Source organism: Acetobacter sp. AAB5 (genome assembly GCF_050106715.1).
Classification (GTDB): domain Bacteria; phylum Pseudomonadota; class Alphaproteobacteria; order Acetobacterales; family Acetobacteraceae; genus Acetobacter; species Acetobacter oryzifermentans.
This window is the reverse complement of the sequence record NZ_JBNIEW010000003.1, coordinates 40359-57575: the sequence shown is the minus strand read 5'-3', so window position 1 is coordinate 57575 and position 17217 is coordinate 40359. Positions and strand designations below refer to the sequence as shown.

Here is a 17217-nt window from a genome sequence, read left to right as displayed (position 1 = left end):
TGCGGGGCAAACGAGCGGGCTCAGACAGCCTGTGCGCCCGAAATGATTTCGATCAATTCGTTAGTAATATTTGTCTGGCGGGTTCTGTTATAAACCTTGCTCAGACTATCAATGGAACGGCCAGCATTACGCGTAGCGTTATCCATTGCCGTCATACGGGCACCGTTCTCGCCCGCTGCGGTTTCAAGCAGCGAAGCATAAATCTGAACCTGCAGATTACGCGGCAGCAGCATTTCCAGCAGCGTTGCTTCATCTGGTTCAAATTCATACAGAGCCACATCATTAGATGCCGCAGCAGGTTTTTCTTCTGCCTCATCCATAACCATGGGCACCAGCTGCTGACATGTCGGCACCTGTGTCATCGCGTTTTTAAACTTGTTGAACACTAGGGTACAGACATCAATTTCTCCTGCTTCCAGCAGGGTGTTGATTTTTTCACCCAGGTTGCTGGCAGCAGAAAAAGGTACTTCCTTACCGCTGACACCGATAACCTTATCAATGATAAGATCAGCATAATCACGCGAGAAGAAGTTAAATGCACGACGGCCAACAGGGAGCAGTTTAACCGTTTTGCCTTCAGACTGAAGGCGACGGATTGTCTGCACTGTTAAGCGATGCACATTGGAATTAAAACCGCCACAAAGCCCACGATCACTGGTCAGAGGCACCAACAAATGCACCTTATCCTGACCTGTGCCTGCCAAAAGGCGTGGACCACCGTCCTCACCTTTTGTCGCAGCAGCAAGCTCACCAAGCATACGGCGCATGGCCGCTGCATAGGGAGCTGCGGCTTCCGCACTGGCCTGAGCCCGCCGCAGCTTAGCAGCCGCCACCATTTTCATGGCGCTCGTGATCTTCCGTGTCGATTTGATACTTCCGATACGCGCGCGGAGTTCCTTCAGGGAAGCCATTGGACGATTCTACCCTCTTAGCCGGCAAAGTTGCGGTTGAAGGTTGTCAGGTATTCTGTCAGGCGCGCTTCCAGATCTTTGGAAATGGCCTTTTCCTTTTTAATGGTATCCAGAATATCTTTACCTGCGCTGCGCACATCGTTCAGCAGCGCACGTTCCCAACCCACAACCTTATCGACAGCAATACCATCAACAAAACCACGGGTGCCGGCAAAGAGCACAACAACCTGTTCTTCAACAGTAAGCGGAGAAGACTGGCTCTGCTTCAGCAACTCAACCAGACGGGCACCGCGTGCCAGCATCTTCTGGGTTGCCGGATCAAGATCAGATGCAAACTGGGAGAACGCAGCCATTTCACGATACTGCGCCAGTTCCAGCTTAATCTTACCTGCAACCTGCTTCATGGCTTTGATCTGTGCGGCAGAACCCACACGAGACACTGAGCCACCCACGTTTACCGCAGGACGAATGCCGCGATAGAACAGGTCGGTTTCAAGGAAGATCTGACCATCTGTAATGGAAATAACGTTTGTCGGAATATAGGCGGAAACGTCACCAGCCTGCGTTTCAATAACAGGCAGAGCCGTGAGCGAACCAGCGCCATATTCATCAGACATCTTCGCAGCGCGTTCCAGCAAACGGGAATGCAGGAAGAACACGTCACCCGGATAAGCTTCACGGCCTGGCGGACGACGCAGCAGCAGGGACATCTGACGATAAGCCACAGCCTGCTTGGAAAGATCATCGTAGCAGATCAGGGCATGCATACCGTTGTCACGGAAGTATTCACCCATTGCGCAAGCAGCATAAGGCGCCAGATACTGCAGCGGAGCCGGGTCAGATGCAGTAGCCGCAACGACGATGGAATATTTCATCGCGCCTTTTTCTTCCAGCAGACGCACAAGCTGTGCAACTGTGGAACGCTTCTGGCCGATGGCAACGTAAATGCAGTAAAGTGACTTTTTATCGTCACCTTCATCATTCACTGTTTTCTGAGCAAGAATGGTGTCTGTCAGAATGGTGGTTTTACCGGTCTGACGGTCACCAATCACCAGTTCACGCTGACCGCGGCCAACTGGCACGAGGGCATCAATGGCCTTAATGCCGGTCTGCATGGGTTCATGCACGGACTGACGCGGCATAATGCCCGGCGCCTTTACTTCGGCGCGGCGCAACTCAACGTCCGTCAGCGGGCCCTTGCCGTCAATCGGGTTACCCAGACCATCAACAACACGGCCCAGCAGCCCCTTACCGACGGGGACACTCACCACCATGCCGGAACGTGTGACCGTGTCACCTTCGCGGATGTTGGTGTCATCACCAAAAATAACGATACCGACGTTATCGCTTTCCAGGTTCAGGGCCATGCCCTTCTGACCGGCGGTCGGAAAGTCCACCAGTTCGCCTGACATTACATTCTGCAGGCCGAACACACGGGCAATACCGTCTCCAACAGACAGAATCGTGCCGGTTTCGACAACATCAGATTCCTTGTCGAACGAGGCAATCTGCTGCTTGAGGATATCCGAAATCTCTGCGGGACGGATTTCCATCACGCGGCTCCCTTCATGGCGTAATGCAAACGAAACAGGCGAGTCTTAAGGCTGGCGTCATAAAGCTTTGCCCCCACCCGCACGACCAAACCGCCGAGGAGGGAGGAATCGACACGCTCGCGAATATTAATACGGGAGTATCCGGCTTCTGCCAGCCGTGCCTGCACTTGGGCACGCTGCTCAGGCGTAAGCGGATAAGCGCTGGCAACTTCTGCCACCACTTCACCCCGGCGGGAAACAGCCAACGCATCAAGCGCAGCCAGAATCCGGCGCAAAACAGGCAGGCGGCGGTTATCAGCCACAACGCCCACAAAATTACGAAGAGTCTGCCCGAACCCCTGCGCCTCAAGCACAGCCAAAACGGCTTTGCGAGATACAAGGATATCAAGACGCCTGTCTTCCAGGACTGTGCGCAAAGGCGCACTTTCATCAATCAGGCGCGCAAGTGCGGCACCTTCATCAAGCACTGCATCCAACTGGCGCTGTTCGGCTGCAAGATCATAAAGCGCCGTTGCATAACGGCCTTCAAGACCATTGGAAGCAAAAGCAACCGGTTGTGCTGTCGTTACGCCCGAGGCCACCACTCTTTTGGTTCTTTCCTTCTGTGCGCGCCGGCATTCCACACTAACAAACTCTGACGGTGCCGCGGCTTATCCGTTAAAGGTCTTACAGCACGCAACCATCGGCGCGGCCTCTAGCATGCTCATCAGCCCCACGCAACATCCCTGACGCGCCATTTTTATTTCCGCACCTGTTTGCGCCACCAAAAGCGTGCAAAAACAGGCTATAAACCACCACAAACCACGAAACACAAAAAGACGCCAGACACGTAATAAAAAACTCACCCTCAACATCTGCGGATGCCAAGGCGGAAATTTTTGAACTGCCAAATTTTTGGGGAATGGAAGATGGAGCGGACAGAGGGAATCGAACCCTCCTCAGTAGCTTGGAAGGCTACTGCATTACCACTATGCTATGCCCGCATATTTCTTATGTTTTTGCCACTAACCCCAAAGACGACATTTTGCAAGTTTGAAGAGAAAATTTTTGATCACACGCTAAAAAAGAGCGGGCACTTGTTGTTTCCCTCTTGACTTTAAGCCCACAACATATTTTCTTCCGCCACCTGCAAAGGCTGCTGTTAAGTGGCTGGTCAGGCTGGCGGTTATCCGTTATAGCTTTGATCCAGCTACGGCAGACAGGCTGTAGGGGTGTAGCTCAATTGGCTAGAGCGCCGGTCTCCAAAACCGGAGGTTGTGGGTTCGAGACCCTCCACCCCTGCCAGGTTTAAGATTGCAGGTTCTGCGCCGTAGTTTCCGCCTCGTTTTTCTAAGTTTCAACGCGGAAATCCTGTGTGGAATGTGTGGTGTATTCAGGACTGCCGCCGGAGAAATATCCGGTTTTCGTGCAGTGTAGAAAGGGTGGTTCGTGTCGTTCAGTCCCGGTAAGTTCCTGCATGATGTGCGTGCCGAGGCGGAACGGGTCACATGGCCCACCCGCCGTGCTACCTTGGTTACCACGGGCGCCGTTCTGGCCATGGCAGGCATGGCATCCATTTTCTTCTTTTTTGTTGACCAGCTGATCGGTCTCGGTGTGCGTCAACTTTTCGGGCTGGGAGGCTAACGACATGGCCAAGCGCTGGTATGTGGTTCACGTCTATTCGGGCTTCGAAAAGAAAATTGCCCAGCACATTCGCGAAGAAGCGGAACAGAAGGGCCTGAGCGACCATATTGATGAAATTCTGGTGCCTTCCGAGGAAGTCATTGAAGTGCGTCGTGGCCAGAAGGTGAATACGGAACGCAAGTTCTTCCCCGGCTATGTGCTCGTCAAAATGGAAATGACTGACGAAACGTGGCATCTGGTAAAAGACACGCCAAAGGTTACGGGTTTTCTGGGTACCAGAAATCGCCCTACCCCTATTTCTGCGGCTGAAGCTGAACGCATTATCAAGCAGACAGAAGAAGGTGTGCAGCATCCTCGTTCTGCCGTATCGTTTGAAGTGGGTGAGCAGATTCGTGTGGCAGATGGTCCGTTCACATCCTTCAATGGTGTGATTGAAGAAGTGGACGAAGAAAAAGGCCGCTTGAAAGTAAGTGTCTCCATTTTCGGGCGCTCCACACCAGTGGATCTGGAATACAATCAGGTGGAAAAGCTGTAAAATCAGCTTTCCCATTTGAAAGAACTCAAGGCGGCCTTGGTGCCGCCTTTTTTATTGTCTTAACCCAGACCTGCTGTTTTGCACTCTTCCCCTCGGCATAAAAAACCGCTGTAATCTTGCCCCTGGCCTCACAATTCATGGAGTTATCATGCCATCTGCTTCCACGCCCCAACTGCGAGGAATGGCCCTTCTTAATAATGCGCACCTGAACAAGGGCACGGCGTTTACCGAGGAAGAGCGCCGCCTTTATGGGCTGGAAGGACTGTTACCCACACAGGTTGAAAACCTAGACAGGCAGGTAGAGCGTATCCACCGCCATCTTGAGGCCAAACCCAGCAATCTGGAACGCTACATCTATCTTAGTGGCCTGCGCGACCAGAACGAAACCCTGTTTTACAAGGTTTTGATGTCTAACCCGGCCCGATTCGTACCAATTGTGTACGCACCCACGCTGGCCGCCGTATGCCAACAGTTCAGCCATATCTATCGCCGCCCGCGCGGCATGTATATCAGCCTGGATATGCGTGGCCGCATTAAAGACGTGCTGCGCAACTGGCCTATGGAAAATGTTCGCTTTATGTGCGTGACCACAGGCGGCCGTATTCTGGGGCTTGGGGATATTGGCGTAAACGGCATGGGTATCCCCATTGGTAAGCTGGATCTGTATACGGCTTGCGGTGCGGTACCCCCCGATTCGCTTTTGCCTGTGCAGCTTGATATCGGTACCACAAACAGCGCCCTGAGAGCCGACCCTCTGTATCTGGGCCTACGGCGTGAACCACCCCCGATAGAAGAGCTGGATTCTTTTGTGGAAGAATTCATTCAGGCCGTGCAGGAAGTTTTCCCGCAAAGCTGTATCCATTTTGAGGATTGGAAGGGCACAGATGCCCTACGCTACCTCAAAAAATATCATGATCGTGTGCTGTGCTATAATGATGATATTCAGGGCACAGCTGCCGTTACGCTGGCTGGTCTGATTACAGCCCTAAAAATCAAGAACGAATCGCTGGCTCAACAACGCTTCTTGTTCTTGGGGGCGGGTTCCTCCGGCATCGGCACTGCCGATATGCTGGTTTCCGCCTTGAAACAGGAAGGGCTATCTGAGCAGGAAGCCATTGACCGCATTACATTGATGGATGTGAATGGTCTTTTAGAAACATCCCGCTCTGATCTGCTGCCTGAGCAGGAACGTTTTGCCAAAAATCTTCCGCCATCACGTGATCTGCTGGGCATGATCAAAACTGTTAAACCCACAGTGCTGATTGGCGTTTCCACTGCTGGCGGTTCTTTCACCCAAGAAGTGGTGGAAGAAATGAGCAAGCTGAACGAACGCCCCATTATTTTCCCGCTTTCTCTGCCGCAAAAAAATGGGGAATGCACGGCTGAGCAGGCCTATGAATGGTCTAAAGGCCGCGCACTTTTTGCCGCAGGCCTACAGTATCCGGAAGTGACGTATAATGATCGTACGTTCTATCCGGGCCAGGCTAATAATTTCTACATCTTCCCGGCTTTAGGGCTGGCTGTATATGCTACGCGCCCCAAGCTGATTACAGATGAAATGGTGATTGAAGCCGCACAGGCTCTGGCAGATCAGGTAGATCCGGCAGCGCGTGAACGGGGCCGCTTGTTCCCGCCACAAAGCGATATTCTGGAAGTGTCCATCACCTCCGCCACACGTATTGCGGAGTTTATTTTTGATAAAAATGCCGCAACCGTTGAACGCCCCTCAGACATTCGGGCGTGGATTGAAAACCTGACTTACAAACCACGCTATACAGACTGACTACGAACAATGGCTGAAGGAACAACCGTCCTTCAGCCATTTTCCATTTCTACAGGTTAGTTTTGCGTAGCAAATCCAAACACACGGGCATAAAAAGCCAACTCTTCTGCAAAAGCGGCACGAATAGTCGCTTCCTTACGGAAGCCATGCCCTTCTCCTTCAAATTCTCGTAAAGTTACCGGAGTGCCTGCTGCTTTTAAGGCATCCGCCATAGAATAGGCCTGTTCTGGCGGCACAACTTTATCGTCTATGCCCTGCAACAGCAGCACCGGTGCGCGAATCTGATCGGCAACGGAGATTGGAGAGCGCTGTAGATAAAGTGCCTCGGCCTCTGGCCACGGACCAATCAGACCATCTAGGTAGCGTGCTTCAAACTTATGTGTTTCCTGCGCTAAGGCTCGCAGATCGGTTACGCCATACAGGCTCACACCTGCTGCAAATATATCTGAAACAGCCAACGCTACCAGTACGGTCATGCCCCCCGCACTGGAGCCACGAATAGCTATACGATTCGGATCTACACGCCCCGATTCTACAACGGCACGGCAAGCAGACAGACAATCTGCCACATCCACCATACCCCACTGGCCTTTCAGACGATTCCGCCATGCGCGCCCGAATCCGGTAGAGCCACCATAATTCACATCCAACACAGCAAAGCCGCGAGACGTCCACCACTGGATTTTAAAAGATAGCCCTTCCTGCGCCCGAGCCGTGGGGCCTCCGTGCACCTGCACAACCATGGGGGGTAACTCACCCTTTGGCACAGATGCATGCTGGTTGGTGGGGGGATAAAAGAAGGCATGGCCACATAGGCCATTTTCTCCGTCCACCGAAAAACGAATCGATTCGGGAATAGAGATATCTGCCGCATCCAGCCGTTCTGTTGATGAACGCTGCAAAATAACCTCTGCCCCATTCTCTGGCGTGCCCACCACAACAGAAGGCAGCGCATCTGGGGGCGCCTGCAACCAGGCAAAACGACCATCAGCCAAGGGAACAGGGCATTGATCGGGTTTGGCATGGAAGATGCGGTAATCAGATACGCGATCCGGTTTTATCCAGCATGTTGCCTGCCCCTGCGTAACTGCCAAAACCAGACAGCCCTCATTTTCAAGCAGTTGATAGCTACTCTGCCCAAAGACCCATGCAGGCTGCCCTACCTCTCCTTCTGGAGCAGGATAACGGGATAAAATGGGGCTGTTTTCCTGCCAATGGACGTTCCATATGGTCCAGCTTCCTGAACGATCAGACAGAACCAGTAATTGCCCATCAGATGTCCATCGCGGCTCTATAAGCGATTCGCTTGTTTGTTCACCTGCCAACACACGGGCATCTTCAATACCGCTAATTTCGCCTGAAGCATTTCGCTGAACACGGGCAAGACACAGGCGTGTAGCATCCCACGGCATGTTGGGGTGATCCCACTCAACCCACGTCAACCATTTCCCATCTGGTGAAAAAGCCGGGGCCGCATAAAAATCTGCTCCAGCTTTAAGCACTACACCGGCTTTGTTGCCCTGCACGTGTAACGCCACCAGTGCCGTTTTGGCTTCCCCTGCTTCTTGGTGATCTTCCCGCACGGCCAGCACTGCTTCAGAATTCACATCAAACCGCAGATCTGCAAACCGAAGTCCTGCCTCTCCGGCCATAAAAACTGCTTCGGTTTCTGATTCCCTACGCAGCCACACATTTCCTGTGCGTTTATCAGAATAGGCAATGCTCCCGCTTTTAACTGCATAAGCTCCGCCACCATACTCGTGCACGCGGGTTGCTACATCTGTATCTGGCGCCAGTGCCTCAGAGGCACCTTCTGCCTGAGTCCACCGCATCAGCACAGAGCGACCTGCCTCTGCGGGCCGCCGTTCCAGCCAGAAAACTGTATTTTCTACGGCCCGAACCTCGGAAAAGGACAGTGTCTTTCCTGCCACCAGATCCGGCGTAACAGGAGAAGGCCATGTGCCGCACGGCATTGGCTTTACAGAAGAAGAAAAAGGAGGTGTGTTATTCATGCAGGTATTTTTTACCATTCCGACTGTTGCATCCAGAAAAACATGCGCCCAGACACTGCACGTGTTAAGCATTCCGACATACGCTCTTACGCAGAATGCTTGACATAACAGAACCTGAACGGTTTCTGCCGTGAGCAGTCTCGTGCTCTGTCTAAATTGGATGTTCTGTTCTGTTACACTCTTTGCACAATTTCTTTTCGGTAGATTACCTAAGCAGCCTTTTCGCCCAGTACGGTTATGGGGTGGTAGGGGTTGTGGTAATGCTAGAAAGCATGGGCTTTCCGCTGCCAGCAGAAAGCCTGCTTATTACCGGAGCGCTGTTTTGTGCCACAACGCACAAACTGCATATTGAGGGCGTAGCACTGGCCGGAGTGCTGGGCGCCATTATGGGCGACAATTTTGGCTACCTGATTGGCCATCTTGTTGGGCTGAGAGTGTTACAAAAATACGGGCCTAAAATTGGCCTAACATCTCAGCGCCTTTTGCTAGGGCGCTACGTTTTTCTCAAACATGGCGGCCCGGTTGTATTTTTTGGGCGGTTTATTGCCGTGCTACGTATGTTTGTGGCCCTGTTGGCTGGGGCGAACCATATGCCGTGGCATACGTTTCTGCTCCATAACGCACTTGGTGGCATATTCTGGGCGGGTGGCTACACGCTTGTTGCCTATCTGCTGGGCAATGAGATCCTCCGGCTTTCCGGTCCTCTGGCTATCGCCTTTGGGGCGGTGGCCTGTATTGTGATTGGGTCTTTGTTCATATTCATCAAGCGCAATGAAAAACGTCTGACGGAGGAAGCCATGAAAGCAGCCGAGCAGGATGAACGCCTGAAAGTTCTTCCCTCATGACAGGGCGCAGAGCATGGCGCGTTAACCACAGCCAGCCTGACCTAAAAGGGCAGGTTGCCCTTGTAACCGGTGGCAATAGTGGGCTGGGGTTTCAGGTTGCTTTGGGGCTTGCGCATAGGGGCGCACGTTTATTGCTGCCTATAAGGCATGCAGAGCGTGGGCGTGAGGCTATATCCCGCATAAAAGCGGAATGTCCAAATGCACAGATTATCCCATTGTCTCTGGATCTTTCTTCGCTCCAGTCTGTCGCAGAATGTGCTGCCGCTGTTACAAAATATACGGATAGGCTGAACCTGCTGGTCAACAATGCGGGCGTTATGGCCCCAACACGCCGTAAGGAAACCAAAAACGGGTTTGAGCTTCAGTTTGGGGTGAATCATTTAGGGCATTTTGCCCTGACAGCCCATTTGCGGCATTTGCTGGAAAGTGCTCCGGGCGGAGGTGTTGTTGTAAGTGTTGCCAGTTTGGCAGCCTGCAAAGGCCAGATTCGCTTTGATGATCTGCAATCCCGTTATCGCTACAGCCCTTTTGGGGCGTATCAGCAAAGCAAGCTGGCCAACCTACTCTTTGCCATGGAATTGGCACGCCGAGCGGGTGAGCAGGGGTGGAATGTGCATGCACGCGCAGCACATCCTGGCTGGGCCAGCACATCCATTATTGCCAATGGGCAAGCGGCTAGTCTGCCCGCCCCTCTCGGTCGTATTGAACAATTTCTGGGCGGCATGGTTTTGCGCGTTATGGGGCAATCCGCCGCGCATGGGGCTGAACCTATTTTGTACGCAGCACTTTCCCCCACCGCGCGAGATGGGGATTATTACGGCCCACAAGGACATCAGGAAAGACGCGGCCCACCCGGTCCGGCCCATATTCCTCCCACTGCGCGCAAAGGCAGCACAGCCGCACGCCTATGGGATGTTTCTGAAAGGCTGACCGGCACAAGCTGGTAATATCTTACAAAAAAGGGTGGTGTCTCATTAAACCAGACACCACCCTTTTTGTATTCAGAATCGGGTCGAACGGCGTGTGCGGCTCTGCTGCCGTAATACGCTTTCAATCCAATCATTCAGCCTGCGCGTGGTATCCTCCGCTTCTTCCCGATCTGGGTAGATTTCGGGGAATCGTAGCGCCAACCAACGCCATGCCACCAAACGCTTGTGCCGTTTTTCGGCCCTTTCCAGCTCTTCACGCCCTGCCCGCTCACTTGGGGGTAAACGGCCTGTGCCCGGTGGCAATACACGCCGCCCCGCCGCATGATCTGCCGCCCAGCCCACCAAACGGCGAATACCATTATCTCGGTCATCCACCGGGCACATGGCGTAAGACCAGCGCGTTGTCAGATCCAAGCCTTCCACCCCTTCCAGAGCAGATGCAATGGCAAAAGCCTGTTCCATATCTGACAAGCGATAATTCGGGTCATCTTTACGCAACACGGCACGGTGAATCCGTGAGAGAACACCGTACAAGCTTTGAGAGCCAATTTCCGTTGCCACAGCTTTTACAATATCAGCATCGGGCTGTACATATGGTCTCAAATCATCGGGCTGTTCTGGGTCTGCTTCCAACTGCCGCCGAATAAAGGTTGGGCTGCCCGCACCGGCAAGAACCGCAACAACACCGGTTTCATGCTTGCCAAAACGGCCCGCACGCCCGCCAATCTGCTTCACTTCCTGCACGGTTAAATCTCGCGTCTGGCGGCCATCGTATTTTTTCAGGGCCGCAAATACCACACGCTTGATGGAAAGATTAAGCCCCATACCAATGGCATCTGTGGCCACCAGAATATCGGCCTCTCCATCATTAAAACGCTGTGCTTCGGCACGCCGCACCTCCGGGCTTAACGCCCCATACACCACGGCCACACGTTTACCGTGCTGAAGCAGGGCTGCGCGCAAATCCAGAACTTCACGGCGGGAAAACGCAATCAGCGCATCCCCTGCCCCCAGATCCGCCAATCGCACAGGGTGTGATGCCGCACGCAGCGGGCTTTTGCGCTCCAGAGAAATTTCATCCAGCGGATCACCGCACAGTTCGGCAATACGCCGTACCATGGGAATACAATCTGGCGCCCCCAATACATAGAGATGGCGCGCGGGTGCCCCCATAATGGCGGCTGTCCATGCTGCACCGCGGTCTGTATCAAACAGCATCTGGGCTTCATCAATAACAGCCACATCTACGGGGCTGTAAAACGGGCACATTTCTACAGTTGCAGCCAGATGCTTGCTGCCCGGCACCACAATCCGTTCTTCACCCGTGGAAAGAGACGCCTCAACACCTCTGGAAGCCAGCGCTTCACGAAATTCATGGGCCAACAATCGCAATGGGGCTAAGGCCAGACCGCTTTCGGCCTGCGCCAATGCGTTCAAAGCCGTGTAGGATTTACCGCTATTGGTTGGCCCCGTAACAAGCGTAATCTGCCGGTTGAGCGCACGTGCTGTACGAAAATGCGCGGCATAGCGATCTAACGCCGCCACGCGGGCAATAACGGAATTGGCCACCTTGCGGCCCATATCCGGTGCCGTTTTGGGGCCACCAATTTCTGCCCCACGGCCATTATCTTTCCGCCACTCTCCCAGCTTGCCACGCAAGGCCACCAAAGCAGCCGGATCAAACTCCCACCGTTCACGCCCGCCGGATTCGCGCACCTTTCTGGCAACCGGCAAACGGTTTTCTGCAATCCAGCGCAAAGCCTCCCGTTGGGAGCAGCGCAGCAGGCGTGGCACTTCAGCAAACGGAACAAGACTTTCTTCCCATTCCCGTAGCTGCGCTTCTTCCTTGTCGCGCTTCTGGCGGGCTGTCTGTTCTATTTTACTGGCGGCCTGCTGCCTGCGGGCTTCATCCCGCCGGGCCGTTTCAAGAAACGGGTCTCCCTCTGGCAGGCCAAACGCCACGGCAATAGCCATAAGCAGCAGATCTGTCTGATCTGGAGAGAGCACGCGCCCTGTATCCACCAGATCAGCCTGCACCGTTTCAAACACTGCTCTGGGTGTTGGTGCATACCCACGCAAGCGAGACTCGGCCACAGGCGCAAGCGCACGCTCTAGCGCCTTATCATCGGCCTGCGGATCTGTAATACCAGAAACCGCTTCTTCTATTTCTTCCCGACTAATCCATATTCGCCCGCTGCGGCGTGTTTTATCCAGCAAGCGGGAAATCCAGCGCTTGCGCCGCACCTGGCACAAAACCTGCAGGTAGGTTTCATTCGGCACCTCATGGGCACCGGGTTCAAGATTGCGGGCAAGGCGACGAAGAACTTCATGTTCTTCCTTGGCCTCTGGGGCAATGGTGGTGTGGGCTACAGCGCAGGCAAGAGCCTGACGAGCTGGAGAAGCAGAGCTGTCTGACGTCATGCCTTCTCTCTTGCGTCATCCTGCGGGCCGGAACAATGCCTTGGCGGCATACTTCATGCAAAATAAATCAAAAATCCGCCTTGCCCCTATGGCCTGATTTGGCCATTGTGGCGCCCCCAACCTACCCAGCAGACAGAAGCGGCAGGCGGTTTTCAGCCAGTTACGTGTTGCGCGAACACGTTGTGTGATGAATTTACACTGGCATTAGACGCCTCACCCTTCTAAAAACGCCGCCAGCAAGAAATTCACGGTGCTTTTGTATCTACTACGCAAAGGCACATTGTTCTGATCTGCTACAAGCGGAGTACATAGCGGTCCATGTCTGAAACCATGCTTGAAAACGATATCCTGCCACGGATGTCTGCCTCTGAAGTGCCCAGCGGCCTGCTGCCTGTTGATGGACAGGAAGGCGTGTGGCATCTCGCCCCGCCAACCAAAGAATACGGGCACCTTTACCCTGCCAAGGTTCTGACCGTTCATCACTGGACGGACCGCCTGTTCAGCTTCACCACCACCCGTGACCCCGGCCTGCGCTTTGAAAACGGCCAGTTTGCCATGATCGGGATTGAAGTAGACGGCAAGCCCCTGCTGCGTGCCTATTCCATTGCATCCCCCAACTATGCGGATGAAATGGAATTTCTTTCCATTGCTGTGCCCAACGGCCCGCTGACATCCCGCCTGCGCCACGTAAAGGTGGGTGATACGGTGCTGATCGGCCGCAAACCAACCGGCACATTGCTGCTTGATAACCTGCGCCCCGGCCGTAACCTGTATTTCCTTTCTACAGGCACAGGGCTGGCCCCGTTCATGAGCCTGATCAAGGATCCGGAATGCTACGAACGGTATGACCACGTTATTCTGACACACACCGTACGTCTGTCTGGTGAGCTGGCATATTCCAACCACATCCGTCACGAACTGCCTCAGCACGAGTTCCTTGGAGAAGAAATCAAGGAAAAGCTGCTGTATTACCCAGCTGTTACGCGTGAAGACTTTGCCGTAACAGAACGCATCACCAAGCTGATTGAATCAGGCAAGATCTTCAAGGATCTGAACATTCCTGAGCTTGACCCGGAACATGACCGCGTCATGATTTGCGGTTCTCCGGAAATGCTGGCTGATACAGAAGCCCTGCTGCGTGCGCGTGGGTTTGATGAAGGCAACATGTCCACCCCAGGTGCATACGTGGTGGAAAAAGCGTTTGCTGAAAGATAAGGCACACGTTTTTATGCCCAATACCGCCGCTTAAAACACATTATTAAAGGAGCGCTCCCCATGAGCTATGATTTTGATCTTCTGGTTATTGGGGCGGGCTCCGGCGGCGTACGGTGCGCGCGCATTGCCGCCAGCCACGGCGCGCGCGTTGCCATTGCAGAAAGCCGACACTGGGGCGGCACCTGTGTAAATTTGGGCTGCGTGCCCAAAAAGCTGATGGTGCAGGCCAGTGAATACGGCGATATGGTAGAGGACAGCCACGGTTTTGGCTGGACCTCCACCCGCGGCACGCATGACTGGGGCAAGCTCATGGCCGCCAAGGACCGGGAAATTACCCGCCTGAACGGCATTTACGTCTCCATGCTGGAAAAAGCCGGTATTACGCTCTTAACCGGCCATGCCCGGTTTGTAGATGGACATACCATCCGCATTGAACCTTCTCCCCTTGCGCCGGACGAAGCCCCCCGCACTGTTACGGCAGAACGCATTGTTATTGCCACTGGTTCCACCCCCGTAAAACCTGATATCCCCGGCAAGGAACTGGCAATTACCTCTGATGAGGCTTTCCACCTGCCGCAGCGGCCAGAACGGGTAGTTATTATTGGCAGCGGATATATCGGGATTGAATTTGCCGGTATCTTTGCGGGCTTGGGTTCTCAGGTAGATCTGGTGTACCGGCGTGATTTGCCCTTACGCTGTTTTGATGAAGAAATGCGCAGCGCCATGGCAGAAGCCATTGATGCACGCGGCATTACCCAGCACCGCCACACCTGCTCCACCGCCATTACCAAAGATGGCACAGACCTTGTGGTTACGCTGGATAATGGCCAGCACCTGCGCACAGATTGCGTTTTTATGGCAACAGGCCGTCGGCCCAAAATTGATGCGCTGGGGCTGGAAAATACAGCCATCACCACCGCAGATAATGGGCGCATCAAAGTTGATACCAATAGTGAAACAGCCCAGCCGGATGTTTACGCCATTGGCGATGTAACAGACCGCATCAACCTAACCCCCGTTGCCATTGCAGAGGGCCATCATCTGGCTGACCGCCTGTTTGGCAAAGGCCCTGCCCGCCAATGGTGCTACGCCACAACCCCCAAAGCTGTTTTCTTTTCTCCCCCATTGGCAACCGTTGGGCTGACAGAGCAGGAAGCCGCCCGTAATGGCGCGGTGGACATTTATTTCACCCGCTTTACCCCCATGCGGCACACCCTGACCGGCCGCACACGTAAAACAGTTATGAAACTGGTTGTGGACCAAAAAAGCCAAAAGGTTGTGGGGGTGCATATTCTGGGGGATGACGCACCAGAAATGCTGCAAGGTGTGGCCATTGCTGTAACGGCCGAACTGACAAAAGCAGATTTTGACCGCACAATTGGTATTCACCCCACATCGGCTGAAGAGCTGGTGACCATGCGTACCCGCACGCGGGAAACCCCGAAAGCTGAAGGATAATTCCCTATGGCACCTTCTGCCCCTTTTATTGGCGACCAGCGCGGCCCTTTTGATCTGGCACTGAAGGGTGGCTCCGTTGTGCTGCCTGATGGCACAGTGGAAACCACGGTTTACGTTAAAGATGGCACCATTGCCGCCCTTGGCGGACAAGCTGATGCCGCCCGCACCATAGACTGCACGGGCCTGACCATTCTGCCCGGCGTGATAGATACGCAGGTTCATTTCCGTGAACCCGGCGCCGAGGAAAATGAAAACCTCGAATCCGGCAGCCGTGCAGCCGTGCTGGGTGGGGTAACGGGCGTGTTTGAAATGCCCAACACAAAACCCACCACCTCTACGCCAGAAGCTGTGGCAGACAAGCTGGCCCGCGCAAAAGGCCGTATGTGGTGCGAACATGCCTTTTACGTAGGGGCCACGGTTGATAATGCCGACCAATGTGGTGAGCTTGAAAAATTGCCGGGCACGGCTGGCATTAAGGTGTTCATGGGCTCTTCCACCGGCAGCCTGCTGGTTTCAGAAGACAGCATGTTGGAACGCGTGCTGAAATCTGGACGCCGCCGCGTTGCAATTCATGCCGAAGATGAAACCCGCCTAAAAGAACGTATGGGGGAACGGGTTGAAGGCGATCCATCATCCCACCCTGTTTGGCGTGATGATGAAACAGCCCTACGCGCCACCACCCGCGTGCTGCATCTGGCGCGCAAAACCGGGCGGCGTGTGCATGTGCTACATATTACCACCCCGGCAGAACTGGCCCTGATTGCCCAGCACCGGGATGTAGCAAGCTGTGAACTCACCCCTCAGCATCTAACACTTGCGGGAGAGGAAGCTTACGCCCGCCTTGGCACATTCGCGCAGATGAACCCACCTATCCGCTCCGGCGCACACCGTGACGGCCTGTGGTATTGGGTTTCTCAGGGTTTGCCGGATGTCATTGGGTCTGACCACGCTCCCCACAGCAAGGAAGCAAAAGCACGTACCTATCCTGCTTCTCCCTCCGGCATGCCGGGCGTGCAAACACTTCTGCCGTTGATGCTCAACCACGTTGCGCACCACCGGCTGACACTGCGCCGCTTGGTAGATCTCACATCCGCAGGGCCACAGCGTTTGTTCGGTTTGGTGCGTAAAGGCCGCATTGCCGTTGGGTATGATGCAGACTTTACAATTGTGGATCTGAAAGCCCAGTGGACGATCAAGGAAGAATGGCTGGCTTCACGCTGCGGGTGGTCTCCTTTTACAGGTAACACCATTACAGGCCGCCCTGTTGGCACCATTGTCCGTGGCCATCAGGTTATGTGGGAAGGCACTCTGGCAGACAAAGCCATTGGCGAGCCTTTCCGTTTTGATGCAACAGACAGGCCTGCTGGCTAACCCTCCGGCACAGCTATTCAGCTCACAGCAAAAACCCCTTCCACCGTATGGGTGGAAGGGGTTTGTTTTTGTAGCACTCTACGCTTCTAAAAATCAGGGGAAGCTGGACCGTTTATAGGGGTAACGATCAACCATCATCCGCAGAGGTGCAAATTCCTTGTTGGAAAACGATCTGTAATGCACCTGTGAGCCATCCGGGTTTTCAACAAACACGGTAGAGTTCCAATCCGCGGCACTAATACCTGTCCACAGCGTAAGCACCAGGGCTTCTTTACCCTGAGCATCGTTCAGCACCATGCGGGCATCGCCAGATGATGGCGGCGTGCGCGTTAACGGCCCCCAGCCACCTTTGTTATCCTTAAACCAGTCATTCACCGCTTTTACTTCATCCGGGCTTAAAGCGCGTGTGCGGTGCATGGGGCCAACATCCAAAGTACCACTTGCCACTTGCGGAAAGGAAACCGGCTTGAGGTTAGGCAGAGCCACTTTCCAGATCAGGGCTGCCGTACTGAGCGTAAAAATAAAAAAGCCAATAATAAAAGCCGTCTCTTTCCGCATTAT

At 54.0% G+C, this 17217-nt stretch carries 14 protein-coding genes and 2 tRNA genes; 9 read left to right on the top strand and 7 right to left on the bottom strand.

Annotated features, from left to right (window positions below; all coding sequences use genetic code 11):
* Positions 1-20: 20 nt before the first annotated feature.
* From ACP7IZ_RS04345 to ACP7IZ_RS04330, 4 genes are all read right to left on the bottom strand, one after another.
* Positions 21-911: a F0F1 ATP synthase subunit gamma gene (locus ACP7IZ_RS04345; protein WP_006116702.1), complete on the bottom strand. Its 891-nt coding sequence runs from the start codon at positions 909-911 to the stop codon at positions 21-23.
* Positions 912-928: 17 nt separating this feature from the next.
* On the bottom strand, positions 929-2464 hold the full coding sequence (gene atpA / locus ACP7IZ_RS04340; RefSeq protein ID WP_089178368.1) for a F0F1 ATP synthase subunit alpha: 1536 nt from the start codon (positions 2462-2464) through the stop codon (positions 929-931).
* Positions 2464-3087, bottom strand: a complete 624-nt coding sequence (gene atpH, locus ACP7IZ_RS04335; protein WP_012812312.1) for an ATP synthase F1 subunit delta — start codon at positions 3085-3087, stop codon at positions 2464-2466. The genes atpA and atpH overlap by 1 nt, the downstream gene beginning before the upstream one ends.
* 286 nt (positions 3088-3373) lie before the next feature.
* Positions 3374-3447: transfer RNA gene (locus ACP7IZ_RS04330), tRNA-Gly, on the bottom strand.
* A 224-nt stretch (positions 3448-3671) separates the two neighbouring features.
* On the opposite strand from ACP7IZ_RS04330, the gene ACP7IZ_RS04325 reads away from it, so the two are divergent.
* From ACP7IZ_RS04325 to ACP7IZ_RS04310, 4 genes are all read left to right on the top strand, one after another.
* Positions 3672-3748 (top strand) — tRNA-Trp (locus ACP7IZ_RS04325).
* A 144-nt stretch (positions 3749-3892) separates the two neighbouring features.
* Positions 3893-4087, top strand: a complete 195-nt coding sequence (secE, locus tag ACP7IZ_RS04320; RefSeq protein WP_003629800.1) for a preprotein translocase subunit SecE — start codon at positions 3893-3895, stop codon at positions 4085-4087.
* Positions 4088-4091: 4 nt separating this feature from the next.
* Positions 4092-4622, top strand: coding sequence for a transcription termination/antitermination protein NusG (gene nusG / locus ACP7IZ_RS04315; protein ID WP_003629802.1), 531 nt, complete (start codon positions 4092-4094; stop codon positions 4620-4622).
* Between the two features lie 148 nt (positions 4623-4770).
* Complete coding sequence (locus tag ACP7IZ_RS04310) at positions 4771-6405, top strand: NAD-dependent malic enzyme (RefSeq protein WP_426847989.1); 1635 nt, start codon at positions 4771-4773, stop codon at positions 6403-6405.
* Between the two features lie 56 nt (positions 6406-6461).
* Here ACP7IZ_RS04310 and ACP7IZ_RS04305 read toward each other — a convergent pair whose 3' ends face one another.
* Positions 6462-8489 (bottom strand): prolyl oligopeptidase family serine peptidase, encoded by a 2028-nt coding sequence (locus tag ACP7IZ_RS04305; RefSeq protein ID WP_426847988.1) that lies wholly within the window; start codon positions 8487-8489, stop codon positions 6462-6464.
* Positions 8490-8599: 110 nt separating this feature from the next.
* On the opposite strand from ACP7IZ_RS04305, the gene ACP7IZ_RS04300 reads away from it, so the two are divergent.
* Both ACP7IZ_RS04300 and ACP7IZ_RS04295 read left to right on the top strand, forming a co-directional pair.
* Positions 8600-9262, top strand: a complete 663-nt coding sequence (locus ACP7IZ_RS04300) for a DedA family protein (protein ID WP_426847987.1) — start codon at positions 8600-8602, stop codon at positions 9260-9262.
* Positions 9259-10209, top strand: coding sequence for an SDR family oxidoreductase (locus ACP7IZ_RS04295; protein WP_426847986.1), 951 nt, complete (start codon positions 9259-9261; stop codon positions 10207-10209). Before ACP7IZ_RS04300 ends, ACP7IZ_RS04295 begins: the two co-directional genes overlap by 4 nt.
* A gap of 54 nt (positions 10210-10263) precedes the next feature.
* On the opposite strand, the gene ACP7IZ_RS04290 is transcribed toward ACP7IZ_RS04295, so the two are convergent.
* Positions 10264-12612: a helicase-related protein gene (locus tag ACP7IZ_RS04290; protein WP_426847985.1), complete on the bottom strand. Its 2349-nt coding sequence runs from the start codon at positions 12610-12612 to the stop codon at positions 10264-10266.
* Between the two features lie 318 nt (positions 12613-12930).
* Between ACP7IZ_RS04290 and ACP7IZ_RS04285 the strand changes: the two genes are divergently transcribed.
* From ACP7IZ_RS04285 to ACP7IZ_RS04275, 3 genes are read left to right on the top strand one after another with little or no spacing between them, the layout of a single operon-like run.
* On the top strand, positions 12931-13827 hold the full coding sequence (locus ACP7IZ_RS04285) for a ferredoxin--NADP reductase (RefSeq protein ID WP_052013458.1): 897 nt from the start codon (positions 12931-12933) through the stop codon (positions 13825-13827).
* A 60-nt stretch (positions 13828-13887) separates the two neighbouring features.
* Positions 13888-15285, top strand: a complete 1398-nt coding sequence (gorA, locus tag ACP7IZ_RS04280) for a glutathione-disulfide reductase (protein WP_426847984.1) — start codon at positions 13888-13890, stop codon at positions 15283-15285.
* Between the two features lie 6 nt (positions 15286-15291).
* Positions 15292-16656, top strand: coding sequence for a dihydroorotase (locus ACP7IZ_RS04275; RefSeq protein ID WP_426847983.1), 1365 nt, complete (start codon positions 15292-15294; stop codon positions 16654-16656).
* A gap of 93 nt (positions 16657-16749) precedes the next feature.
* Here the strand turns inward: ACP7IZ_RS04275 and ACP7IZ_RS04270 are convergent, their stop codons facing one another.
* Positions 16750-17214 (bottom strand): hypothetical protein, encoded by a 465-nt coding sequence (locus ACP7IZ_RS04270; protein ID WP_003629813.1) that lies wholly within the window; start codon positions 17212-17214, stop codon positions 16750-16752.
* Positions 17215-17217: the final 3 nt, after the last annotated feature.